The following is a 21,791-nucleotide window of genomic DNA, read 5'->3' as shown; positions in this document are numbered from 1 at the left end:
GACGGATTTGTACACATTCGTCTAAAACAGACGTACGTACGATATTTCATGTCAAGCGAACACAGCCGACAGTCAGCGACCGGAGCGAGTAACACGTTCATCTACGTGGCCGCCGCGCTCGCGGCGCTGAACGGACTCCTGTTCGGATTCGACACAGGGGTCATCTCCGGGGCGTTTCTGTACATCCAAGACGCGTTCGTGATGTCCTCGTTCGTCGAGAGCGTGGTCGTCAGCGGAGCACTGGTGGGAGCAGTCGTCGGTGCGGCAGTCGGTGGCCGCCTGGCCGACCGTATCGGGCGACGGCGACTCATCCTCGTCGGTGCGGCCGTCTTCTTCGTCGGGTCGTTCACCATGGCAGTCGCACCGACCGTCGAGATACTCATCGTCGGGCGAATCGTCGACGGCATCGCCATCGGCTTCGCGTCGATGGTCGGCCCGCTGTACATCTCCGAGATATCGCCGCCGGAGATTCGCGGGTCGCTCGTCTCGCTCAATCAACTCGCCGTGACCGTCGGGATTCTCGTCTCGTACTTCGTCAACTTCGCGTTCGCCGACGGTCCCATTCTGGCGCTCGCACAGGACGTCGTCGGCGCGGCCGGATGGCGCTGGATGCTCGGTGCCGGGATGGTACCCGCGCTGATACTCGGCGTCGCGATGCTGTGGATGCCCGAGAGCCCGCGGTGGCTCGTCGAGAAGGGCCGCGAGTCGAAGGCGCGGGACGTTCTCGCCCGGACGCGGAGCGAAGACCAGATCAGCGAGGAGATATCGGATATCGAAGAGACGGCACGCAAACAGGCCGACACGGACCTCTCGGACCTCACGCAGTCGTGGCTCCGACCGGCGCTCGTCGTCGGTATCGGACTCGCCGCCTTCCAGCAGGTCACCGGTATCAACACCGTCATCTACTACGCACCGACTATCTTGGAGTCGACCGGGTTCGGCAACTCGGCGTCCATCCTCGCGACGGTCGGTATCGGCGTCGTCAACGTCGTCATGACTGTCGTCGCGGTGCTCTTGATGGACCGCGCGGGTCGCCGACCGCTCCTCCTGACGGGGCTGACCGGGATGACGCTCACGCTCGTGGGTCTCGGTGCGGCGTTCCTACTGCCGGGACTCTCGGGCGTGGTCGGATGGGTCGCGCTGGTCTGCCTGATGCTCTACGTAGCGTTCTTCGCTATCGGTCTCGGGCCGGTGTTCTGGCTGCTCATCTCCGAAATCTACCCGCTGAAGGTTCGAGGGACGGCGATGGGCGTCGTCACCGTCGTCAACTGGGCGGCGAATCTGCTCGTCGCGCTGACGTTCCTCCAACTCGTCGACGTCGCGGGAAAACCGGGGACGTTCTGGCTCTACGCTGGATTGAGCATCGCGGCGCTGGCGTTTACCTACTCGCTCGTCCCCGAGACGAAAGGTCGCTCGCTGGAGGATATCGAATCCGCCCTCCGGGAGAGCGCACTCGGTGGAAGTGGACAGGAAGCGTTCGGGAGCAGGTCGTCGACGGACGACGACTGAGAAGCCGAGTCAGTAGAACCGGACGTTACTGGAAGTCCTCGACGAACCGTTCGGGAACGTAGCTGAGCACCGTCGTCGGGAGTGCGGCGACGAGTTGCTCGGCGGCGGCGACCATCGGCTTTCGGAGGAGCGCGTACGCCGCCGAGATTGCGAGGGCGACGCCGACGGCGAGTTCGACCGTTCCCTCGAACACGAGGAGCGGCGGAACCGCGAACGCGACGGCGAGCAGCAGGTCTTCGGGTGCGCCGTCGTAGCGAATCCACCGCCGTGGTGGTATCCACTGCCCGCGGAAGTGGTCGTAGACGGCACGCTCGGAGGTGGCCTCCCACGGTTTCAGTTCGAGGCCGCCGCCGAAAGCGTCCATCACGGAGTGTGTCGCCGCCGCGAGGAGGAACAGCGCCACCGACAGCGTCGCGACGCCCGGTGCGGCGAGTGCGACGAGCGCCGCCGGAACCGCCGCCAGCGAGAAGTACACGGGAAAGTGAAGCGTCTTTCGGTGGCCTGCATAGAGGTCGAAGTCCGGGAACAAGCCCCCGAGTGCCGCCGCGAGGACGGGGACCGTTCCCACGTCGGGTGCGACGAGAAACACGAGTGTGCCGAGCACGACCCCTGCGAGGGCGTGCGTAGTGGCCATCATCGACGCCGGCTAGGCCAGCGGGCCACATAGCACTGTCGTGTGAGGAATTGACACACACAGAGAGGCACACATCACCGACAGTTGTCGACAGCGTGGCAGCCGTGGGCCGCTGACGGACACTGTTTAGCCGTCTCGGTACCATTGGCCGGTATGGCCCTCCTTCGCCTCTCTGCGCGGACACAGCAACGAGCGACCCGGGGGATGCAGGTCGCCATCGTCGGCTTCCTGCTCGTCGGTGTGTGGACCCGGAACGTCGCCGTCGTGATCAACGCCGTGTTGTCGCTGGCGGTGACGTTCCTCCCTGCCGTCCTCGAACGCGACTGGGGCCTCCGACTCGACACGGGACTCACGCTCTGGCTCACGACGGCCGTTCTCTTGCACACCGCCGGGATGCTCGGCCTGTACGGGTCGATTCCGTGGTGGGACCATCTCACTCACACGCTCTCGGCGACCATCGTCGCCGGCGTCGGTTACGCGACGGCCCGAGCGTTCGACGAACACAGCGACGCGGTCTACTTTCCGCCCCGGTTCATGTTCGTCTACGTCCTCCTCTTTACGCTCGCGTTCGGTGTCTTCTGGGAGGTGCTGGAGTTCGGCGTCCACGGCCTGAGTGACTCGCTCGGCGTCGACGCCGTCCTCATCCAGTACAGCCTCGAAGACACCGTCGTCGACCTCATCTTCGATACGGTCGGTGCAGTGCTCGTCGCTCTGTTCGGGACGACGACGCTCCGGTCGGCCGTCGAGACGCTCACGACGCGTCTCGCCGGACAGACGTCCGACGAGGTTCGGTGAGGCCACGAAAGCGACGGAGTGGGTACAGTTCGGCGAGTCTTCCGACCGTCGACTTCGGGTGACGGTCCGGAGACGAAGCGGGACCTATCTTTTTGTGTCGGGTGACGTATGAAGGGCCATGCGATTCGTTATCGTTGGCTACGGACGCGTGGGTGCACGCACTGCTCGTATTCTCTCCGAAGAGGGCCACGAGGTCGTTCTCGTCGAGAACAACCGCGACAAGGTCGAACGGGCGAGGAAGGCCGGCTTCGACGTCGTCGAAGGCGACGGCAGTAACGAGTCGGTGCTCCAGAAGGCAGACCTCGACAGCGCCGACGCCGTCGGTGGACTCACCGGCGACCCGAACATCAACTTCGCGGCCTGCATGATCGGCAAAGAGCACGGCTGTCGGTCGGTGCTCCGTATCGACGAGGACTACCGGAAGGAGATTTACGAGCAGTACGCCGAAGACGTCGACGAGATTATCTACCCCGAACGACTCGGCGCGGCGGGTGCGAAGACGGCACTCCTCGGCGGCAACTTCAACGCCATCGGTGAACTCACTGAGCGCCTCCAACTGTCGACGGTGACGATTCCCGACGACTCGCCCGTCGTCGGCCAACGCGTCAACGACATCGACCTCCCGCAGACCGCTCGTATCTACGCACACGGCCGAGGCCGAGAGCCGATGACGATTCCACTCCCTGGGACGAAAGTCGAAGCGGGCGACCAAGTCGCGATTATCGTCGAGCGTGACTCCATCGAGGACGTCCGAGCGACGCTTCTCGGCGAGTAGTCAGTCTGAGAGAGGAGCCGACGCAGTCTCCAACCTCCGGGGGAACGGTCGGCGCTGCGTCGGTCAGTGTCGAACGGTGTGGGGGTGTGCCGGGCGCGCGGGTGAGAGGATGGGAACTTGCGGTCGTCAATGCGCGCCCACCTGAGCCGTCTTCTGGATTCACCTTAAATCCGCGTCAGACACCCGACCGACAGACGGAAGCTACTTTTCATCGGCGTGAGTGGTACGCCCATGCACGGAATCGGTGTGCCACTCGTTACCCCGTTCACGGAGACCGGCGACGTCGACGACGACGCCCTACGCGAACTCGTCCACTGGGTCGAAGACCGCGGTGTGGACTTTCTCGTCCCCTGCGGGTCGACAAGCGAGGCCGAACTGATGACCGTCGACGAACGCGCCCACGTCGTCGACGTCGTCGTCGAGGAGGCCTCTGTCCCGGTACTCGCAGGGACGGGCCATCCCGGTCTCCGAGAGACGCTCCAGCAGACCGAACGGGCCGCCGAGTCCGGTGCCGACGCCGCACTCGTCGTCACGCCGTTCTACTTCCCGCACGACGACGCCACGCTCGAAGCGTACTACGAGACGGTGGCCGACGAGTCGCCGATTCCCGTCTATCTCTACAGTGTCCCGCCGTTCACCCACGTCACACTGGACCCGGCCGTCGCCGGACGACTGTCGGCGCACGAGAACGTCCACGGCATGAAAGATTCGAGTGGAAACGTCGAGGCGTTCGTCCGCACCCGAACTCTCGCCAGTGACGAAGCGTTCGACTTACTCGTGGGTACCGCCGGCGTCCTCGCACCCACGCTCGACGCGGGAGGGTCCGGCGGGGTTCTGGCGCTCGCGAACGTCGCTCCCGAGGCGTCGAAAGAGATGTATCGGCGACACCGCGACGGCGACGAGCAGGGTGCACGGGACCAGAACGCGGCCCTCCTCGAACTGAACCGCGCCGTCACGAGTCGGTTCGGCATCCCGGGGTTGAAGGCGGCGATGCGCGCTCGCGGTGCACCGGCAGGCTACGCTCGGCGTCCGCATCAGCCAGTGAGCGAGGAAGCACGCGACGAACTCGAGTCGCTCGTCGCCGAACTAGAAGAGCGGTAGTGGTGTAGTTTCAGACCGTCGTCGCCCGCGTCGCCGTCGCCTTGAACGAGGCGACTACCTCGTCGCCGACGGCGAGTGCGAGGCGTTCGACGCTCTCGACGGTGACCAACGCGACGAGTGGTGACGCCGTGCCCACGTCGAGTGTGACGCTCGCGACGGCCGTCCCCACGTCGAGTCCGGTGACGGTCCCCCGAAACCGGTTGCGAGCGCTCGTCGCCCCGCCAGCGGGCGCGTCGTCGGGGGCGTGCAGCGTCACCGCGTCGGCGCGGATGCTCACCTGCACCGCCGAGTCGACGGCGGCGTTCTCGTCGACGAGTGCACGGACCGTCCCGGCCGCCGTCTCGACGAGTGCGAGTTCGCCCGTCCGCTCCGTCACCGTCCCTTCGACGACTGTCTCTGAGGCCTGTGCGGTGCCCGAGACGGCCGCACACAGTCGGTCGAACCGTGCGAGCAGGTCGTGAGCCGTGTCGGTCAACCGACTCCCACCACCGTCCGAGCCACCGCGTCGGCGCTCGACGAGGGACCCGAACGCCGACTCCAGTGTTTCGAGGCGCGTCAGCGCACGTGAGCGTGACCGACCGAGTTCGCTCGCCGCGGCGCTGACCGACCCACTCTCGGCGATAGCCCGCAGGAGGGCGGCGTCGTCGACGCCGAACGTCACGTCTCCAGCACGCAGTCGAGCCTCCACGCCAGCGTCCATAGGAGAGAGGAGAGCGAGACCATCAAAACGGTTATCACATCGGCCTAACAAGTCGTTGTATCTATGTCGGAACAACGAACCGGAGCGCTGTCACGTCGTCGACTCCTTCACCTCGGCGGTGCTGCGGCAGTGACCGGACTCGCAGGCTGTACGGGTGGTTCGACCGACGGTGGTTCGGGCGACGGCGGGTCGTCACCGGACGACACCGCTTCGGTGACGGAGGGTGACTCGTCGGCGACGAGCGAGAACACCGAGACGGGAACCACGAACGACGAGGGGTCTCTGACCATCTTCCACGCCGGGAGTCTCGCGCCCCCGTTCTCGGCGGCCGAACCGAAGTTCGAGAAGAAGTACGACACGACGGTCAACCGAGAGGCGAAGGGTTCAGTCGCCTCGACGCAGAAGATTACCGAACAGGGGCGTACCGCAGGCGTCCTCGGCGTCTCGGACTTCCGTCTCATCCGTGACCGCGTCCTCCCCGACTACGGCGACTGGTACACCATCTTCACGACGAACGCGATGTCCATCCAGTACCGCGAGGACTCGCCCGGTGCCGACGAGATCAGCACCGACAACTGGTGGGAGGTGCTCTCGCGTGACGACGTCGTCATCGGCCACAGCGACCCGGCCGTCGACCCTGGCGGCTACCGCTCGGTGATGACGATGCAACTCGGCAAGACGGCGTTCGACGGCGAGAAACTGTACGACGACGCGACCTACCAGAAACTCCGCGACAACTCGACGGTGCCGACAGGGACAGAGACGAACCTCGAAGGCCAACTGAAGTCGGGCAAACTCGACTACGTCTTCTACTACCAGTCTATCAGCAGCACCTCGGAACTGCCGTGGGTGAAACTCCAACCCGAAGTCGACCTCTCGAAGGCGACGGCAAAGTACGCGAAGCACTACGCGAAGGCGAAAGTCGAGACGGACAGCGGGTCGTTCACGGGCGCACCGATCGCCTACGGGATGACCGTCCCGAGCGTCACCGAGACGCCCGAACTCGGCGCGAAGTGGGTCGAGTACATGGCTTCCGACGCCGGCCAACAGACTCTGAAAGACAAAGGTCTCCAGCCAGTTTCGCCCATCGTCGTCCCGAAGAGTGGCGAAGACGCCGTGCCGGACCGCGTGATGGACGTCGCCGAGGCGAAGTCGTCGCTCGGTCCACTGGAACTGTAACGAAACCGGTTTGACTCGTGGTCACTACCCACCCACTCGAATGAGTACGATAACCGACGGCACCTCACGCTTCGTCGGCGAGACGTTCGGCCGCGGTGCCGTCGTCCTCGCCGTCGTAACCGTCCAAGCCGTCGCTTTCGCCACCGCCGTCGCCGTCGACCAACCGACGCTCTATGCGGTGTTCGCGCTCGGTAGCGCCGCCGCGTTGGTCGCCGCGTCCGGCGGTGGATGGCGGGGTGTCGCCGCTGCCACCGTCGGGACGCTCGTCCTCTGGGGCGTCCTGTCTACGGTCGGCAGTCTCTGGATGTTGGTGCTCGCACCCGTACTCCTCACACTCGCCGTCGGTCTCGGTAGCGAAGGCAGCGAGTGGACCGGTGTCGCCGCGGCGACACTCAGCACGGTCCTCCTCGTCGCACTCGGTGTCCCGCTGGCGCTCTTCTTCGTCCGACAGGACCCCGCACTCGTCGCCGAGAAGGCGACGAACCCCGAGGTCCACCAGATGCTCGTGCTCTCCGTCTACGCCCCGCTGTTGGCCGCGCTGGCGGCGCTCGTCTGCGGGGTCCCCCTCGCCTACCTCCTCCGTGAGGGCTTTCCCGGTCAAGCGCTCGTCGAGAGCCTCGTCGACCTGCCGCTCGTCGTTCCGCACTCCGTAGCGGGACTCATCGTCCTGTTCGGGTTCGGACGCGGTGCGGCGTTCTCCGACATCCGTGTACTTGGCACGCTCGTCGGGATGGTCATCGCACTCACGTTCGTGAGCGCGCCGTTCGCCGTCAACGCCGCCCGCGAGGCGTTCGAGACGGTCGACTCCCGACTGGAGTTCGCCGCCCGCGCCCACGGCGCGAGTCGGTTCTCGTCGTTCGTGCGGGTCACGCTCCCTCTCGCCGCACGCGGCATCCTGACCGGCGGCGTGATGGCGTGGGCACGCGCCGTCTCGGAGTTCGGGGCCGTCGCCGTCGTCGCCTACACGGTCCAGAACTACGTCTCACCGCTCACGCTCGAAGAGACGAGCGCCCAACACGCGCCGGTCTACATCTTCAACACCTACACGAGTCAGGGTCTCCCCGAGAGCGGGGCGGTAGCGACACTGCTCTTGCTCCTCTCGGCGGGCATCTTCCTCCTCGTGCGGTGGGCGGCCTACGACGACGGGGGTATCTTGTGACCTCCGACAGCCTCGACGTCGACGTCCGCGCACGATTCACCGCCGAGGGGACCGAACCGTTCACTGTCGACGCCGAACTGTCGGTCCGAGAGGGCGAGACACTCGTCGTCCTCGGTCCCAGTGGGAGCGGCAAGACGCTCCTCTTGGAGACGGTCGCCGGGTTCCACGCCCACGAGGGACACATCAGTCACCGCGGCCGCGACCTGACCGGCACACCGCCCGAGAAACGCGGGTTCGGCTTCGTCTTTCAGGACTACGCGCTCTTTCCGCATCTGACCGTCCGCGAGAACGTCGCCTTCGGCAGTCGCTACCACGACGACACGACCGACCCCGACGAGTTGCTCGCGGAACTCGGCGTCTCGGACCTCGCCGACCGGACGCCGAAGACGCTCTCGGGCGGCGAACAGCAGCGCGTCGCTCTCGCTCGCTCGCTGGCAATCCACCCCGAGGCACTCCTGCTCGACGAACCGCTCTCGGCGCTCGACGTACCGACGCGGCAGACGCTCCGTGCCGACCTCGTCGACCTGCTCGACGGCGTGACGTCGCTCTACGTCACGCACAACCGGACCACCGCGCGAGCACTCGCCGACCGTATCGCCGTGATGCACGACGGCCAGTTGGTCCAAGTCGGCACGCCCGAGGAGGTTTTCGAGTCCCCAGTCTCGCCGTTCGTCGCCCGGTTCACCGGCGCGAACGTGCTCTCTGAGAGTGCGCTCTCTGCGGTCGGTGACGGCGAAGCGGAGATGGTCGCCATCCGACCGGAACACGTCGTCCTCGACCCGGCGACGGCCGACTTCGAAGCGGCCGTCGAACGCGTCGTCCGGGAGGACGCGACGTTCCGCGTGTCGCTCTCGGTCGGTAACGGTGTCGGTGAGACGACGCTCGACGCGTTCAGCGACGACCCGCCCGCCGTCGGCGATACTGTCGGCGTTCGCCTCCCGTCACGACGCGTGACGCGCTTCACCACGACGTAACTGAATCTGGTTTCCTCGAACTACCGACGAACACGGTTTCGATTGCTGACAAGACTGATAGCCATCCCGGCCGAACTGGGTTTCGTATGGGGATTTCGGTCCGACGAGAAGGACAACGAGACCTGCAGTTCTCCGTCGGTGAACTGACCGGCGCACTCGGAGATTCGGTTACGGTGCTCCCGCTCGTCGTCGCACTCGGTGCGTTGACGCCGGTGTCGCTCCCCCACGTCCTGCTTCTCTTTGGCGTCTTCCAAATCGTGTGGGGGGTCGTCTACGGCCTCCCGCTCTCCGTCGAACCGATGAAGGCACTCGTCGGCCTGACTATCGCCGGAACGCTGACCTACCCGGAACTCGCCGCCGCTGGCTTGCTGGCCGGTGGCGTCCTTCTCGCCGCAGGGTCGACAGGCGTCCTCGGCCGCCTCGAACGCTACGTCGGGACGCCCGTCGTCCGCGGGGTGCAGTTGGCCGTGGCGCTCCTCCTCGCCAAATCCGGGCTGGAACTCGGCGTCGCCGACCCGGTCCTCGCTGGCGTCGCCCTCCTCCTCACGCTCGCCGTCGTCGCGCTCGGCTACCGCCGGACGGCGGCGCTCGTCATCCTCGCCGTCGGCGTCGCGCTCTCCGTCGCCGCCGTCGGCGTCCCCTCACCTTCTCTCCCCTCGCTCACGCTGTTCCCCGCCGGCGCGCCGCAGTTGTCCGTAGGCGCAGTCGAGGCGTCGCTCGGCCAACTGGCGATGACCGTCGGCAACGCCGCCGTCGCCACCTCGTTGCTCTGTGCGGACCTGTTCGACGCCGACGTGGAGGCCGACGAACTGGCGAGCAGTATGGGTGCGATGAGTCTCCTCTCCGTCCCGCTGGGCGGTCTCCCGATGTGTCACGGTAGCGGTGGTCTCGCCGGGAAGTACGCCTTCGGTGCCCGGACGGGCGGCGCGAACCTGATTCTCGGCGGCCTCTACGTGCTCGCCGCACTCGTCACCGGTCTCGTTGCCGCGTTCCCGCTGGCGGTGCTCGGTGTCCTCCTCGTCGTCGTCGCGGTGCAGTTAGGAAAGAGTGCGAAAGCGACGACGTCGCTCCCGCTGACGGTTGCAGTAGGGGTGACCGGGTTACTCGTGAACGTCGGTGTGGCGTTCGTCCTCGGCGTCGTCGCCCACCAGTTGCTCGCGCGTCGATGACAGAGGACGGTCGATGAGCACACCAGACCGGCAACTGTCTTGTGATGGCCGGACCACCATTGAGTATGACCTGGGCCGACCTGTTCGCACGCGCCGCCGACTACGACGTAGACGAGGAGACAGTCGCCGACGCACTGCGGGAGCACCGCGATGCCTGAGACGGACCCGAGTCCGGCACGCATCGTCGCCGACGCCGACGTGCTCGCCGCAGACCTCTTCGTCGACGGCGACGCCCGGCGCGCACTCGACATCGTCCGCGAGCACTCGTGGCTGACGCTCGTCGCCAGCGACCGCCTGCTCGACGACGCCGAGGCCGTGGTTTCGACGGTCGGCGACGCCGACCTCGCCGCGGCGTGGCGCGACCGAATCGAAGCCCTGCGCGAACCGGTCGACCACCCCGACGGCGACCATCCCGGCCTCGCCTCGGCGTATCGCGGCGGCGCGATGCATCTCCTCTCGTTCGACGAACGCCTCGGGAGCGTGCAGGCCGGCGCGAACCTCCAGGGGAGAGTGCCGCTGAGCGTCCGTCATCCGAAGGCATTCGCGACACTGTTCGACGCGGAGAGCCTCTACAAGGAAGTCGTCGGCGGCGACTACCCCGGCCCGGACCGCGACCCGCGGGCGTAGGGAGGGTCCCGACCGAAGAGATATTGACGATTTGACTGGTCTACGTTCGGCATGTCTCCGCCACCGCTTCGCGTCCTCGTTCTGACGGCGTACGGTTCCGAGACCGCCTCCGGGAAGGGAGAACTGGGCCGCTGGTTGGACGGCTACGGCGAGTTCGCCCACGAGGTTCGGGTTCCCGGAGTGCCGATGCCACTCCGCATCACCGACCACGGCGTCGGCGCCACGGCGACCGAGATTGGACCGACACGGGCGAGTGCGACGACGACTGCCCTCCTCTCGTCGGACGTCGTCGACACGACCGACGCGTACGTGATGACGGCGGGCGTGGCGGGCATCTCGCCGCACGTGGGGACGGTCGGGTCCGTCGTCGTCGCGGACCACGTCGTGAACTGGGACGCGAAGAAGCGCTACAGCGACCACGGCGGTGTCGAACCGTGGGGGTTCGGCCCGCAGCAGGCGTACGAACTGAACGCGGACCTCGTCGCTGCCGCAGTCGAAGTCGCCGCTGCCGTCGAGTTGGAGGACTCGGCGGCCGCACGAGACCACCGCCGGCGGTATGACTCGCCGCCAGCGACGGACTCGCCGAAACTGGAAGTCGGGACGACTGCGGCCGGGGCCGACTTCTGGCACGGCGAAACGTTGGCAACGCAGGTCGAGTCACTGGTCGAGACGTACGACGCTGGAACGTACGCCACGACAGAGTGCGAAGGGTTCGGCACGGCCGTCGCCTGCGACCGATTCGGGAAACTCGACCGCTATCTCAGCGTCCGGGCCGCCTCGAACTTCGACCGCCCACCCGAAGGTGGAGAACGCGACGACGACTGGTGGATGGGTGGCCCCGCACACCGGAACGCGTATCGGGTCGGGCGAGCGGTCGCAGACACCATCGCGAGCGACTGGGACCGCTGGCGTGGTGGACCTCCGACGCAGTGAGAACGAGTCGAATCAAGCGGTGTTCATCCGTCTGGTCACCTTGCGAACGATGCTGCGCGGCGTGACCCGGACGAGGAGCGTGAGCAGTTTGGCTTTCTTCCCGTAGACGGCGACCGCTTTGCCATCCATCGTTGCCCGGTACCCCATCTCGGCGACGTCGGCGGCGCTGGCGACGTTGCCCCGGAAGAGCGGCGTATCCGAGACGCCCGCCCGTTCGTCGAAGTTCGTCTCTGTCGCCCCGGGACAGAGCGCGGTAACGGTGACGCCCGTTCCCCTGAGTTCCTCGGAAATCGCCTCTGAGAAGGAGAGCACGTACGCCTTCGTCGCGTAGTAGACGGCCATGTACGGACCGGGTTGGAACGCCGCCGTCGAGGCGACGTTGAGGATTCGACCCTCGCCGCGTTCGACCATCTGTGGCAGAAACCGCCTCGTCAACTCGGTCAGCGCCGTCACGTTGACCTGTATCTCGTCGAGTTCGCGGTCGAGGTCGGCCTCGGCGAACGGCCCGCTCGTCCCGAATCCGGCGTTGTTGACGAGCACGTCGACCGGGATGTCACGTTCCTCCAGCGCCGACTGAATCTCGGCTGGCGACTCCGGACGAGCGAGGTCTTTGACGACGACAGTGACGTTGACGCCGTGGTCGCCTTGGAGTTCCTCACCGAGTTTACGCAACGTGTCCTCGCTCCGAGCGACGAGCACGAGGTCGTAGCCGTCGGCGGCGAGGAGTCTGCTCAGTTCGAGACCGATACCGCTCGATGCACCTGTGACGAGTGCGACGCCGACGTCGCTGTCTCCGGTTCGTGACATGTTACTTCGAGAAGACGTGAGATGGAGAGATAAGCGTGTGTCGTCCTGTGTCTGCCCCCCTTAGATTTCTCGTTGACGACAGCCAAAACCAATATTTGCACAATATTTGTCAGCCGTACTATGTCTGGAATCGGTGTGAACGCAGGGCCGTGGACGGCGCTCATCGCCGTCGTCATCGCAGTTGCCATCGCACTCGGAAACTACGCCGGGTCGCCGCTCCTCGTTGCCGGAGCCCTCCTCTCGGCACTCTTCGTCGGCGTCGCGTACCGAGCCTATCGACAGACTGTGTGAGTGTGGATGGAAAATTTCAGCTCACTCCGTTCGCTGAACTACCGAGAGACTCGCTTCGCTCGCCTCTCGTAGTTTGCCTCACTACCGTTCGGCAAACCACTCCCCAAACTTCGCCAACGCCCGTCCGCGGTGCGAGATGGCGTTCTTCTCGTCCGTGCTCATCTCGGCCATCGTCTTCCCGTCGTGTTCGAAGATGGGGTCGTAGCCGAACCCACCCTCGCCGCGCGGCGCGACGAGACGGCCGCGAACGACGCCCTCGAACAGTTTGACCGGCAGGGTCTCCCCTTCTTCTTCGTTCTCGTCGGCACCGGCGGCCGCGGCGGCGACTCGGTCGTCGCGGTCGATCGGGTCCGGACTGGCGCGGAACTCTTCGCCGTCGCAGTAGGCGAGGACGCACCGGAACTCGGCGCGGCGGTTCTCCTCGTCCTTTCCCAAATTCCAGACACGCTCGACGCCGACGGTGTCTTCGACGTAGGAGGAGTACGGACCGGGAAAGCCGCCGAGTGCGTCGACGAACAGCCCCGCGTCGTCGACGAGGACGGGTTCGCCGACGTGTCGGTAGGCCTCGCGGGCACCGTGGGCCGCGATGGGACCGAGTTCGGGCGCTTGAATCTCGGTGTAGTCGAAGTCGAACTGCTGGACGTCGTCAGCGAGGTAGTCGACTGCCTCCCGAACCTTTCCGGGGTTCGTCGTGACGTAGTTGAGCATGTGCGACGGTGGGGTGTGTGGTCGCAAAGAGCCACCGGTGTCCGTCTGGCGTCTACCACGGCATTGAGACAGCCGTGGTCGTCTGCCAGCTACCACGGCACTGGAACCGCCGTGGCCGCCCTCACGACGAACGTAGCTGTCACTCTGGAAGCAGCGGTGTCGAAAGAGAGTCGTGAAAGGAGAGTGGCGAGGTGCTCAGTCGTCGTCGACGATGACTTCGACGGGGCCGTCGTCGTCTTCGGCGACGGCACCGGTCTGACCGCGACGTTCGAGGAAGAGCATCGCGCCGGCCGCCAGGAGCACGACCCACGAGTGCCAGTTAGCGAGGTTGAGCGTGTAGCCGACGCCGAACGGCTTCTTCACGAGCATGCCTTTGCCCGGTTGCCAGTACGACGAGAGGAGACGGCCGATGCTCGGTCGCTCGAAGTTGTACGGAATGCCGAGAATCTCACCAGACTGTGGTTTGTCTGCCATACGTAACCCGTACACACGACCGGGATAAAGCGTTTTGGCTGTCGTCGCGGTGAGGAAGACGGCGACTACTGGTATCGGCCCCGGCCTTCGACGGTCCGGAGACGAGCGAGCACGTCGTCGTCGCCGACCGCTTCGTACCCCGATTCGAACGCCTCGCGCAGCGGTTCGGGGTCGTCTGCAGTCCCCTCGATGCTCTGCTCGAAGACGTGGAGGTCCATCGCGTGGTCTTCGACGTGGCCGGTGTGGAAGCCGAGGCCGAAGTCTATTAACTGAACAAACTCCCCTCCCACGCGGACGTTCCGCGTCGTCGGGTCGCCGTGGACGATACCTGCTCGGTGCAACCGTCCGAGATGCGTGCCTACGTCGCGAACAGCGTCGGCTGTGAGGTCCTCTGCGAGGTCACACGCGCCGACGTGCTGGAACGAGATGGTCGACTCCTGTACGTCGACGTCGCGGACCAGCGGCGTCGACACACCCGCTCGACGCGCCTCGCTGGTGAGGCGGGCCTCTGCGACGGTTCGCTCCTTTCGGAGCCGTGCGTCGAGTTCGGGGTGGCGGTACGTCTTCGGGAGACGGCGCTTGACGACGGTGTCGCCCTCGAAGGAGACGGTCGCCTCCGCGCCGCGGATGTCGCCGCTGTCCGTCACCGCGCGAGCGACGGACTCGTCGTCGCCGCGCCACGTGACGGGCACTTGGTCGGGTCGATAGTTCGGGTCGATGCTCGACTCGCTGATGGGCAGGGTGTCGCCCGCCTCGTACATCTTCGCGCCGAGGACGGCAATCATGCCGGCGTTGTCCCGCAGGAACCGCGGGTCGGGCGCGTAGAACTCCGCACCGCGCTCTTCGCACATCGCCGCGAGCATCTCTCGCAGTCGTTCGTTCTGCCCGACGCCGCCACCGAGGACGAGTTCGTCCGTCCCCGTCAGCGACAGCGCTCGCTCGGCGACTTCGGTGAGCATCCCGAAGATTGTCTCTTGCAGTCCACAGCAGATGTCCGCCACGTCCTCGCCGTCGTCGTACGCCTGCTTCGCGGCGCTCATGATACCCGAGAAAGAGAAGTCCATCCCCTTGACGACGTACGGCAGGTCGACGTACTCGCCGTCTTTGGCGGCTTGCTCGACTTTCGGGCCGCCCGGGTGAGACCACCCGACGTGGCGCGTGAACTTGTCGATGGAGTTGCCGACGCCGGTGTCCATCGTCTCGCCGAGTACCCGATACCGACCGTTGTGGTAGCCGAGGAGGTGGGCGTTCGCACCCGACGCGTTCAGACAGACCGGCGAGTCGAACCCCGACTGGTAGCGACCTATCTCGAGGTGTGCGACCATATGGTTGACGCCGACGAGTGGGACGTCGAGCGTCTGTGCGAGAGAGCGGGCCGCGGTGCCGACGATACGGAGACACGGCCCAAGTCCGGGACCGCGAGAGAAGGCGACGGCGTCGATTTCGGGGGAGCCAGCGTCGCTCGTCTCGACGGCGTGAGAGAGTACGGAGTCGACGACGGCAGGAACCGCGTCGGCCATGTGTTCGGCCGCCTCACGCGGGTGAATGCCGCCGCTCTCCGGTTGGTAGGGGTCGGAATCGATGAAGATGGAGTCGTCCTCGGCTTCAGTGTCGAACAGTGCGGCGCTTGCGGCCCACGCCGTCCCTTCGATGCCGAGAACGCGCATTCAGGTCAGATTACGCTTCTTCGGCTTCGGCGTCGCCTTCCTCGTCGCCGGCGGTGATCTTGTTGCGTTCGAGCATGTGCTCTTGTTCGACGTCGCGAGCGAAGTCGGCCGTCTCGTAGACCTTCGCGTAGCCGATGGTCTTTCGCATGCCGAACTTCGTGTCGAGTTTGTGGACGACGACTTCGTCCGAACCCTTGTCGAGTTTGGCCGCGAGACTGTCGCGGACCTGCAGACGGGAGGGGGATGCGTCGTCGTGGACGATTTCGAATCGGACGTCGGTACGGTGCAACATGGGGTTCTCGTCTTCGGAGATGATGTCGATGTCCATGGTTCAGTTGCTACAACCTCTTCTCGAAACAAGTAAAAGGATTTCGACCTCGTGACGCCGTCTTTCGGAAGCGTGACTGATACGTGGCCGGTAACGCCGAGTAGCGGATTGACGCACTACCGGCCGAGCGCGTGCATCCCGTCGGCGGCGACGACATACACCCCACCCTCGACGAGCGTCGGCGGTCCACGGACGCCGGCCTGTACGTAGTCCGAGATGGCTTTCTCCGCCGTGGCGTACCGCCAGCGCCGTTTACCGGTCTCTCTGTCGAGCGCGAAGGCCGACGGTGATTCGAACCCCTGCCCGCCCACGTACACGGCGTCCGTACCGACAGTAGGCGACGTCGCTCTCGACAGTGAGAACTGCCACCGGTCGGACCCACCGGTGGTCAGCGCGACGAGGCCTGACTCTGTCCCGACGTACACCTCGTCGTCGGCGACGGCCGCTGCAGTCCCTCTGACCGGTTCACCCACGTCGGCCGCCCACTGCTCCGTGCCGTCGGCCGCGCTGACGGCGTGAAGAGTCCCCGTAGTGTCGGTGACGTATACCATCCCGTCCGCTGTTGTCGGCGTCGTCTCCGCCGGTGCGTCGAACGTGACTCGCCAGCGTTCGCTCCCGTCGGTCACGTCGAGTGCGACGAGGTCACCGTCCACGACGAACACCGACCCGTCGGCGACGGCGACGGAACCACGGAGATGTGGCATACCACTCCCGAGTTCGACGCGCCACTGCTCCTCACCGGTCGTCACGTCGACTGCGAAGGCTTCGCTCGGTCCCGAAGCGTACGACCCGTTGGCGAGATATGCCGTGCCGTCGACGACCACTGGCGACCCCGGCGAACCCTGTCCGATGTCGAGTTCCCATCGCTGGTCGCCGGTCGTCCTGTCGAAGGCGAAGAGAATCGTGTAGCTCTGTGCGAGAAGCGTGTCCCCGACGACGGTAGGGTGAGTGACTGCCCCACCGCGGTCGGCCGTCCGGAGCCACTGGACCCGACCGGTCGCCGCGTCACGGGCGACGAGCGTACGGTGGTTGCGGTCGCGTTCGGCCGTGTAGAGCGACCCATCGGCGACGACGGGTGGCGACGACTGGACGAAAAACTGCCAGTAGGTGTCGGGGTCGTCGGGGACGGCGGTCAGTCCGGGTCGATGCCCGGTGTTTCCGCCGTCGAACTGGAATCGCGGCCAGTCCGTCTCCGTCGGCATCGGCGTCGGGTCTTGCGGCGCGGCCGACGTCGGTTCCGGCGGTGGGAACTGTGTGGTGTCTGTCGCCGTTGCCGTCGCTGTCGGCGTCTCAGCCGGTGACGACGTGGGCGACGTCGACACTGGTGGAGAGCTGGTACACCCGGTGACGAACGCACCGAGAGCGAGGCCACTGCTGCGGAGGAAGCGCCTGCGAGTGCGGGGAGACATACCCGTGCTGCCGACGGGTTCGTAATAGCTCTTGTGTGAAAATTGACCGGTTAGTCCAACCGAGCGAGCGCCGCGTCGACGTCGCCCTCGAACTTCGAGAGCAACTCGCGGGCCTCGGCTTTCGTCTCCTCGTCGACGGGCACGTGGACCATTCCCTCGTTGGGTTGACCGTAGACGATGCTCGCACCGACCGGTGCGGCGACGATAGCCGGGAGCGTCGCCAAATCCTCTTCGCCGTCGACGAAGATGACGGTCGGGTCGTCGGCAGCGAGGGCACTCACGAGTGCGTCGAGCAGCGCTTCCGAAATCGTCGCCGGCGGGTTCTCGACTTCGATGCGGTCGGCGTCGCCGTCGAGCACTTCCTTCACAGCCTCGTCGACGGCCTCCCGTTTCGTCTTGCCGTCGATGACAGCGACGTCCGGGTCCCGTTCGGCCTGTCTGAGGTGGAACGTGACGACGTCGCCGACGGCGATTATCGGGCCTTCTGTCTGGTCGGCGTCGCGGAGGAGGTCCACGGGGTCGGTGTAGACGCGACCCAGCGGGTCTTTGAACGCGCCACGCAGGTCCGCGGGGAGCCGAAGCATCACCGGACCTTGAGCGCGTAGCCGCCGGCCTCGCTGACGTTCATCTCGGTGGCGACTTCGCTCTGTTCGGGGTGCGTGATGACCACGTAACCGGCCCAGTCCTCCGTCAGACTCGACGACCCGCAGTTGTTGCAGGTCTGGTTGTCCGGTTCGTTGATGTAATGGCACTCACGGCAGGCCTTTCGCTTCTTTGCCATCGGTTACCCCTCCGTGCTGGCCTGTCGCTCTTCGCGCTTCTGCTCCAGCCAGCCGTGTTTGCCGAGGCCGGGCTGTTTGGCCGTGAGTCCGATCTTCGAGTCGCGCGGGTTGCGCTCGTCGATGCTCTTCGTCACGACGCGCACGCGGACGGCGTCGTCGACACCGAGCGTGTCGTTCGAGTCCGTCGACGCGAGCTGCTGGTTCTCGCCGTCGTAGGCGAGATATTCGTCGGAGATCTGCGAGACGTGGAGCAGTCCGTCCACCGGGCCGATGCCGACGAACGCACCGAACTCCACGACTTCGACGACCGTCCCGTCGACGACCTCCTGCATCTGTGGGTCGTAGGTGATGGCGTCGAACTCCGCTTGGTAGTACACGCCGGGACGGTTCGGCAGGACCGAACCCTCGCCGATGTCGTGTACGTTGACGACGCTGACGACGCTGCCCACGTCTTCGTCCATTCGTCCTTCGAGCTTGTCTTGGAGCAGTCGCTTGACTCGCTGGGGAGTCACGTCCGCCAGATGCTTCGGCGGCACTTCGACCGTGTCCTTGAGTCGTACCTTCTTATACATATCCTCGTGTTATGGCTCTGTTACCGCGAGTGTGTTCCGACCCCGGACACCGACGACGCGAACACCGCGTTCGAGCAGTCGGTCCTGTAGCGGTCGGTCGTTCGTGACGACGCAGTCGCACTCACCCTGCGTGGCGAGTTCGACGATGGCGTCGTCGGCGTACGATGCTTCGGTGTCGACCACGCGACAGTGGCGAGTCGCCAAGTCCGAACCGACGCTGGCGGCGACGCCTTCCTCACCGTTGGACCCCGCAGCGAGTTTCTCGAGTTCGTCGAGAACCGCACGAGGGGTGACGAGGTCGGCCGTCCCGAACAACCGGTCGAGTTCGTCGAACACACGGACGTCGAGTTCGACCGGCATCATCAGCGCGTTCGTATCCACGGCGACGACCACCATCTACTCTTTGAGCGTCCCGATACCGATGAGACGCCAGCGAGCGCCGACGCGGCGGTTGATCGCGATCTTCGCACCGATAGGTGCACAGACGGGGCGCTTGAGTTTGACCTCGCACTCCCCTTCGCGGGCGCTCGTGACTGCACCGACGGTCGTTGCCGTCCCGACGGTGAGCATGAGCGGTTCGCCCGTGGAGATCTCCTCGATCTCCTCGTCGCCGCCGACGACGCGTTCGAGTAGGTCGACGTCCATCTCGAAGGTGTGCCACGTCGGCGGGAGGGTGCCGGGCTTGCCGGCGACCTGTCCCGCGAGGGCGTCACCCTTCGTCAGGCTGGGGTCGAGTCCCGTCCCGACGCCGAGCAGTCCACCGGGGCTGACCTCGTTGACCTGCTTGCCGCCCGCCTGTAGCGAACGGACGCTGGTCGTGATGGGTCGCCACTCGGACTGGCCGCCCTCTTCGACCTCTCGGCCGGGGCGAAGTTCGATTTCGTCGCCCTTCGTGAGTTTTCCTTCGATGAGCGAGCCACCGACGACGCCGCCCGTGAGACCGTCCCAGGTCGTTCCGGGGCGGTTGATGTCGAAACTGCGCGCGACGTACATCCGTGGATCCTCCGCCTCGTCGCGGTCGGGCGTCGGAATCTCCTCTTCGACGGCCTCGATGAGGAGGTCCATGTTCACGTCCTGCTGCGCGCTGATGGGCACGATGGGGGCGTCTTCTGCGACGGTCCCCTTCACGAACTCCTTGATCTGTTCGTAGTTGTCGACCGCGCGGTCACGGTCGACCAGGTCGACTTTGTTCTGCGCGATGACGATGTTCTCGATACCGATGATGTCGAGCGCCATCAGATGCTCTTCGGTCTGTGCCTGCGGAACGTCCTCCGTCGCAGACACGACGAGTACGGCCCCGTCCATCAGGGCCGCACCCGAGAGCATCGTCGCCATCAGCGTCTCGTGGCCGGGTGCGTCGACGAACGATACTGTTCGAAGTACGTCCGTCTCGACACCGTGTTCGTCGCACGTTTCCTCTACTGTGAAGCATTCGGGCTCGTCTTCCTCGGGACACCTGCGGAACGTCGCGTCCGCGTACCCCAGTCGGATGGAGATACCTCGTTTCATCTCCTCCGAGTGCTGGTCGGTCCACGACCCACTAAGCGCCTGGACCAAGGTCGTCTTCCCGTGGTCGACGTGACCGACGAGTCCGATGTTCACCTCCGGTTGCTGCGGATTTTCCGTCACCATTTACCTCCTGAGAGTAATCTTGGGGAAGTTTCGCCCCGAACGACTGATAAAGTTGCTGTTCTCGTATCGGCTACGAGTCTGTCCTGGCGCGGTACGCGGTGACAGTCCGCGTTCTCGTCGGGTACGAGAACGATAGTGTGTTACACACTGACAACCCTTTAGCTTCCCGGTGAACAGAGAACGGTATGGCCGACTCCGACTCCACACGAACCGAGGTGGACCGCCGCGTCGCTCCGGCGGACGCCTTCGGTGCCATCGCCAACGAGACCCGACTCGCCATCCTCCGGGCGCTCTGGGAGGCCCCCGAACGTCCGGTCAGTTTCTCGGAACTCCGCGCCAGCGTCGGGATGCGCGACAGCGCGCAGTTCAACTACCACCTCCGACAACTCACCGACCACTTCGTCCGCAAGACCGACGAAGGCTACAGTCTCCGGGCGGCGGGAAAAGGTGTCGTCCGCGCACTCGTCGTCGGGACGTTTACCGAGGACCCGCGCCGCGACCCGTTTCCGGTCGGAAGCGACTGCGTCCACTGCGGTGAACCGCTCCACGCGCACTACGCCGACGAGTCGCTGACCGTCGACTGCACCGCCTGTGAGCGAGTTCACAGTCGCCACCCCTTCCCACCGGGGGGTCTCTTCGGCCGCGACGACGACGCGCTCCTCGACGCCTACGAACGGTGGGTCCGCGGCCAATACGCGCTCGTCGCCGCTGGCATCTGTCCCGTGTGCGGGAGCGAACTCCGCACGGAACTCGTCACCGACACCGACCGGTTCTCCGAAGACGGCACAGCGTCGGCCTGTCGGTTCCCAGAGTACGATACCGTCGTCCTCGCGACGTGTGACCGGTGTATCCGCCGTGTCGGGGCGACCGTCGGGATGCGCCTGCTCTCGGCCAGCGCCGTCGCCGAGTTCTACCGTGACCACGGTCTCGACCTCGCTACCATCCCGTACTGGGAACTCCCGTGGGCCGTCAGCGACCGACACACGACCGTGCTGAACGACGATGGCGGCACCACAGACCCGTGGCGCGTCTGCGTGACGATTCCACTCGACGACGAAGTCCTACGAGTCACACTCGACCGCGATTTCGACATCGTCTCGACCGACCGTCTCGGCCAGGAACCTGTCTGAGTACAGACTGAACTAAATTCCGGTAGGTGGCTCGACAGAAATGTTTTTCAGCGAACATATATCCCACGAGAACCCGTCTCAGTAATCGAGGGAGACACGATGAAACCACGCGCTTCAGCACCCACGACCCGAGTTCCAGTGACGACGAACCGCAGTCAGAAGAATCATCAGCGAATAGGGAAGTTACCTGCACCCGACCGGCCTCGGTTCGACTGGCGACGCGTCCTCTCGGCACTCGCGACACTCCTGACGAGCCTCCTCGTGCTCACGGCCGTCGTCGTCGTGGGGTGGCTGTTCGTGACGACGCCGCTCTGGGTCGTCGCCGCGTTCGTGGCACTCGCAGGACTCCCGTTCGTGCTCACCTACGCGGCCGTCCAGTTCGCCGGCCTCCTCGTCGCAGTCGGCGAACGCTGAACTCGATGAGTGCTGAGGTAGA

26 protein-coding genes are annotated in these 21,791 nt (G+C 65.5%); 13 read left to right on the top strand and 13 right to left on the bottom strand.

Annotated features, from left to right (window positions below):
* The first annotated feature begins 48 nt into the window (after positions 1-48).
* Positions 49-1,509, top strand: coding sequence for a sugar porter family MFS transporter (locus tag BM083_RS00855; RefSeq protein ID WP_089864529.1), 1,461 nt, complete (start codon positions 49-51; stop codon positions 1,507-1,509).
* 25 nt (positions 1,510-1,534) lie between these two features.
* On the opposite strand, the gene BM083_RS00850 is transcribed toward BM083_RS00855, so the two are convergent.
* Positions 1,535-2,146 carry a metal-dependent hydrolase gene (locus BM083_RS00850; protein WP_177197502.1) on the bottom strand — a complete coding sequence of 204 codons (612 nt, stop codon included), beginning with the start codon at positions 2,144-2,146 and terminating at the stop codon, positions 1,535-1,537.
* A 150-nt stretch (positions 2,147-2,296) separates the two neighbouring features.
* On the opposite strand from BM083_RS00850, the gene BM083_RS00845 reads away from it, so the two are divergent.
* From BM083_RS00845 to BM083_RS00835, 3 genes are all read left to right on the top strand, one after another.
* Positions 2,297-2,938 (top strand): DUF2238 domain-containing protein, encoded by a 642-nt coding sequence (locus tag BM083_RS00845; protein ID WP_245756809.1) that lies wholly within the window; start codon positions 2,297-2,299, stop codon positions 2,936-2,938.
* A 118-nt stretch (positions 2,939-3,056) separates the two neighbouring features.
* A complete protein-coding gene (locus tag BM083_RS00840; protein ID WP_089864526.1) occupies positions 3,057-3,713 on the top strand; it encodes a potassium channel family protein in 657 nt (218 codons plus the stop codon).
* A gap of 231 nt (positions 3,714-3,944) precedes the next feature.
* Entirely contained in the window at positions 3,945-4,814 is an 870-nt protein-coding gene (locus tag BM083_RS00835; RefSeq protein ID WP_089864524.1) for a dihydrodipicolinate synthase family protein, read from the top strand.
* A gap of 10 nt (positions 4,815-4,824) precedes the next feature.
* On the opposite strand, the gene BM083_RS00830 is transcribed toward BM083_RS00835, so the two are convergent.
* The gene (locus tag BM083_RS00830) at positions 4,825-5,514 is read right to left on the bottom strand and encodes a TOBE domain-containing protein (RefSeq protein WP_089864522.1); all 690 of its coding nucleotides are present in this window, start codon (positions 5,512-5,514) and stop codon (positions 4,825-4,827) included.
* Positions 5,515-5,577: 63 nt separating this feature from the next.
* Here BM083_RS00830 and BM083_RS00825 point away from each other — a divergent pair, with 63 nt between their 5' ends.
* From BM083_RS00825 to BM083_RS00800, 6 genes are all read left to right on the top strand, one after another.
* Positions 5,578-6,693, top strand: coding sequence for an extracellular solute-binding protein (locus BM083_RS00825; RefSeq protein WP_089864519.1), 1,116 nt, complete (start codon positions 5,578-5,580; stop codon positions 6,691-6,693).
* Between the two features lie 40 nt (positions 6,694-6,733).
* Positions 6,734-7,852 (top strand): ABC transporter permease, encoded by a 1,119-nt coding sequence (locus BM083_RS00820; RefSeq protein WP_089864516.1) that lies wholly within the window; start codon positions 6,734-6,736, stop codon positions 7,850-7,852.
* Positions 7,849-8,826, top strand: coding sequence for an ABC transporter ATP-binding protein (locus tag BM083_RS00815; protein WP_089864513.1), 978 nt, complete (start codon positions 7,849-7,851; stop codon positions 8,824-8,826). Before BM083_RS00820 ends, BM083_RS00815 begins: the two co-directional genes overlap by 4 nt.
* An 86-nt stretch (positions 8,827-8,912) precedes the next feature.
* Positions 8,913-9,995, top strand: coding sequence for a putative sulfate/molybdate transporter (locus BM083_RS00810; RefSeq protein ID WP_089864510.1), 1,083 nt, complete (start codon positions 8,913-8,915; stop codon positions 9,993-9,995).
* Positions 9,996-10,145: 150 nt separating this feature from the next.
* Complete coding sequence (locus BM083_RS00805; protein WP_089864507.1) at positions 10,146-10,622, top strand: DUF7384 family protein; 477 nt, start codon at positions 10,146-10,148, stop codon at positions 10,620-10,622.
* 51 nt (positions 10,623-10,673) lie between these two features.
* A complete protein-coding gene (locus BM083_RS00800; protein ID WP_089864505.1) occupies positions 10,674-11,555 on the top strand; it encodes a phosphorylase family protein in 882 nt (293 codons plus the stop codon).
* Positions 11,556-11,567: 12 nt separating this feature from the next.
* Here BM083_RS00800 and BM083_RS00795 read toward each other — a convergent pair whose 3' ends face one another.
* Positions 11,568-12,362 carry an SDR family NAD(P)-dependent oxidoreductase gene (locus BM083_RS00795; RefSeq protein ID WP_089864501.1) on the bottom strand — a complete coding sequence of 265 codons (795 nt, stop codon included), beginning with the start codon at positions 12,360-12,362 and terminating at the stop codon, positions 11,568-11,570.
* 120 nt (positions 12,363-12,482) lie between these two features.
* Here BM083_RS00795 and BM083_RS23040 point away from each other — a divergent pair, with 120 nt between their 5' ends.
* Positions 12,483-12,653, top strand: coding sequence for a hypothetical protein (locus BM083_RS23040; protein ID WP_177197501.1), 171 nt, complete (start codon positions 12,483-12,485; stop codon positions 12,651-12,653).
* 81 nt (positions 12,654-12,734) lie between these two features.
* Here BM083_RS23040 and BM083_RS00790 read toward each other — a convergent pair whose 3' ends face one another.
* The 10 genes from BM083_RS00790 to BM083_RS00745 all read right to left on the bottom strand — a co-directional run bounded on the left by BM083_RS00790 (position 12,735) and on the right by BM083_RS00745 (position 20,225).
* Entirely contained in the window at positions 12,735-13,361 is a 627-nt protein-coding gene (locus BM083_RS00790) for a non-canonical purine NTP pyrophosphatase (protein ID WP_089864498.1), read from the bottom strand.
* A 195-nt stretch (positions 13,362-13,556) separates the two neighbouring features.
* Positions 13,557-13,835, bottom strand: a complete 279-nt coding sequence (locus BM083_RS00785; RefSeq protein WP_009733061.1) for a DUF5808 domain-containing protein — start codon at positions 13,833-13,835, stop codon at positions 13,557-13,559.
* A 65-nt stretch (positions 13,836-13,900) separates the two neighbouring features.
* Complete coding sequence (locus BM083_RS00780; protein WP_089864495.1) at positions 13,901-15,502, bottom strand: bifunctional N(6)-L-threonylcarbamoyladenine synthase/serine/threonine protein kinase; 1,602 nt, start codon at positions 15,500-15,502, stop codon at positions 13,901-13,903.
* 10 nt (positions 15,503-15,512) lie between these two features.
* Positions 15,513-15,830 (bottom strand): 30S ribosomal protein S24e, encoded by a 318-nt coding sequence (locus tag BM083_RS00775; protein ID WP_089864492.1) that lies wholly within the window; start codon positions 15,828-15,830, stop codon positions 15,513-15,515.
* 116 nt (positions 15,831-15,946) lie between these two features.
* On the bottom strand, positions 15,947-17,239 hold the full coding sequence (locus tag BM083_RS00770; RefSeq protein WP_089864489.1) for a PQQ-binding-like beta-propeller repeat protein: 1,293 nt from the start codon (positions 17,237-17,239) through the stop codon (positions 15,947-15,949).
* A gap of 50 nt (positions 17,240-17,289) precedes the next feature.
* On the bottom strand, positions 17,290-17,823 hold the full coding sequence (locus BM083_RS00765) for a GTP-dependent dephospho-CoA kinase family protein (protein ID WP_089864487.1): 534 nt from the start codon (positions 17,821-17,823) through the stop codon (positions 17,290-17,292).
* On the bottom strand, positions 17,823-18,020 hold the full coding sequence (gene spt4, locus BM083_RS00760) for a transcription elongation factor subunit Spt4 (RefSeq protein ID WP_089864484.1): 198 nt from the start codon (positions 18,018-18,020) through the stop codon (positions 17,823-17,825). Before spt4 ends, BM083_RS00765 begins: the two co-directional genes overlap by 1 nt.
* 3 nt (positions 18,021-18,023) lie before the next feature.
* Entirely contained in the window at positions 18,024-18,593 is a 570-nt protein-coding gene (locus BM083_RS00755) for a DNA-directed RNA polymerase (protein ID WP_009733067.1), read from the bottom strand.
* 9 nt (positions 18,594-18,602) lie between these two features.
* Entirely contained in the window at positions 18,603-18,974 is a 372-nt protein-coding gene (locus BM083_RS00750; RefSeq protein ID WP_177197572.1) for a DUF188 domain-containing protein, read from the bottom strand.
* A 15-nt stretch (positions 18,975-18,989) separates the two neighbouring features.
* Positions 18,990-20,225: a translation initiation factor IF-2 subunit gamma gene (locus BM083_RS00745; RefSeq protein ID WP_089864481.1), complete on the bottom strand. Its 1,236-nt coding sequence runs from the start codon at positions 20,223-20,225 to the stop codon at positions 18,990-18,992.
* Positions 20,226-20,410: 185 nt separating this feature from the next.
* Between BM083_RS00745 and BM083_RS00740 the strand changes: the two genes are divergently transcribed.
* Positions 20,411-21,355, top strand: coding sequence for an ArsR/SmtB family transcription factor (locus BM083_RS00740; protein WP_089864478.1), 945 nt, complete (start codon positions 20,411-20,413; stop codon positions 21,353-21,355).
* 138 nt (positions 21,356-21,493) lie between these two features.
* The gene (locus tag BM083_RS00735; protein ID WP_089864475.1) at positions 21,494-21,769 is read left to right on the top strand and encodes a hypothetical protein; all 276 of its coding nucleotides are present in this window, start codon (positions 21,494-21,496) and stop codon (positions 21,767-21,769) included.
* Positions 21,770-21,791 lie beyond the last annotated feature (22 nt).

This window comes from Halogranum rubrum, from assembly GCF_900114455.1.
Classification (GTDB): domain Archaea; phylum Halobacteriota; class Halobacteria; order Halobacteriales; family Haloferacaceae; genus Halogranum; species Halogranum rubrum.
Note: the sequence above shows the minus strand (reverse complement) of the source record. Positions and strands in the feature narration are given on the sequence as shown.

Coding starts and splice junctions, on each gene's coding strand:
- BM083_RS00855 (WP_089864529.1), top strand. CDS start 49: ATGTCAAGCGAACACAGCCGACAGTCAGCGACCGGAGCGAGTAACACG.
- BM083_RS00850 (WP_177197502.1), bottom strand. CDS start 2,146: ATGATGGCCACTACGCACGCCCTCGCAGGGGTCGTGCTCGGCACACTC.
- BM083_RS00845 (WP_245756809.1), top strand. CDS start 2,297: ATGGCCCTCCTTCGCCTCTCTGCGCGGACACAGCAACGAGCGACCCGG.
- BM083_RS00840 (WP_089864526.1), top strand. CDS start 3,057: ATGCGATTCGTTATCGTTGGCTACGGACGCGTGGGTGCACGCACTGCT.
- BM083_RS00835 (WP_089864524.1), top strand. CDS start 3,945: ATGCACGGAATCGGTGTGCCACTCGTTACCCCGTTCACGGAGACCGGC.
- BM083_RS00830 (WP_089864522.1), bottom strand. CDS start 5,514: ATGGACGCTGGCGTGGAGGCTCGACTGCGTGCTGGAGACGTGACGTTC.
- BM083_RS00825 (WP_089864519.1), top strand. CDS start 5,578: ATGTCGGAACAACGAACCGGAGCGCTGTCACGTCGTCGACTCCTTCAC.
- BM083_RS00820 (WP_089864516.1), top strand. CDS start 6,734: ATGAGTACGATAACCGACGGCACCTCACGCTTCGTCGGCGAGACGTTC.
- BM083_RS00810 (WP_089864510.1), top strand. CDS start 8,913: ATGGGGATTTCGGTCCGACGAGAAGGACAACGAGACCTGCAGTTCTCC.
- BM083_RS00805 (WP_089864507.1), top strand. CDS start 10,146: ATGCCTGAGACGGACCCGAGTCCGGCACGCATCGTCGCCGACGCCGAC.
- BM083_RS00800 (WP_089864505.1), top strand. CDS start 10,674: ATGTCTCCGCCACCGCTTCGCGTCCTCGTTCTGACGGCGTACGGTTCC.
- BM083_RS00795 (WP_089864501.1), bottom strand. CDS start 12,362: ATGTCACGAACCGGAGACAGCGACGTCGGCGTCGCACTCGTCACAGGT.
- BM083_RS23040 (WP_177197501.1), top strand. CDS start 12,483: ATGTCTGGAATCGGTGTGAACGCAGGGCCGTGGACGGCGCTCATCGCC.
- BM083_RS00790 (WP_089864498.1), bottom strand. CDS start 13,361: ATGCTCAACTACGTCACGACGAACCCCGGAAAGGTTCGGGAGGCAGTC.
- BM083_RS00785 (WP_009733061.1), bottom strand. CDS start 13,835: ATGGCAGACAAACCACAGTCTGGTGAGATTCTCGGCATTCCGTACAAC.
- BM083_RS00780 (WP_089864495.1), bottom strand. CDS start 15,502: ATGCGCGTTCTCGGCATCGAAGGGACGGCGTGGGCCGCAAGCGCCGCA.
- BM083_RS00775 (WP_089864492.1), bottom strand. CDS start 15,830: ATGGACATCGACATCATCTCCGAAGACGAGAACCCCATGTTGCACCGT.
- BM083_RS00770 (WP_089864489.1), bottom strand. CDS start 17,239: ATGTCTCCCCGCACTCGCAGGCGCTTCCTCCGCAGCAGTGGCCTCGCT.
- BM083_RS00765 (WP_089864487.1), bottom strand. CDS start 17,823: ATGCTTCGGCTCCCCGCGGACCTGCGTGGCGCGTTCAAAGACCCGCTG.
- spt4 (WP_089864484.1), bottom strand. CDS start 18,020: ATGGCAAAGAAGCGAAAGGCCTGCCGTGAGTGCCATTACATCAACGAA.
- BM083_RS00755 (WP_009733067.1), bottom strand. CDS start 18,593: ATGTATAAGAAGGTACGACTCAAGGACACGGTCGAAGTGCCGCCGAAG.
- BM083_RS00745 (WP_089864481.1), bottom strand. CDS start 20,225: ATGGTGACGGAAAATCCGCAGCAACCGGAGGTGAACATCGGACTCGTC.
- BM083_RS00740 (WP_089864478.1), top strand. CDS start 20,411: ATGGCCGACTCCGACTCCACACGAACCGAGGTGGACCGCCGCGTCGCT.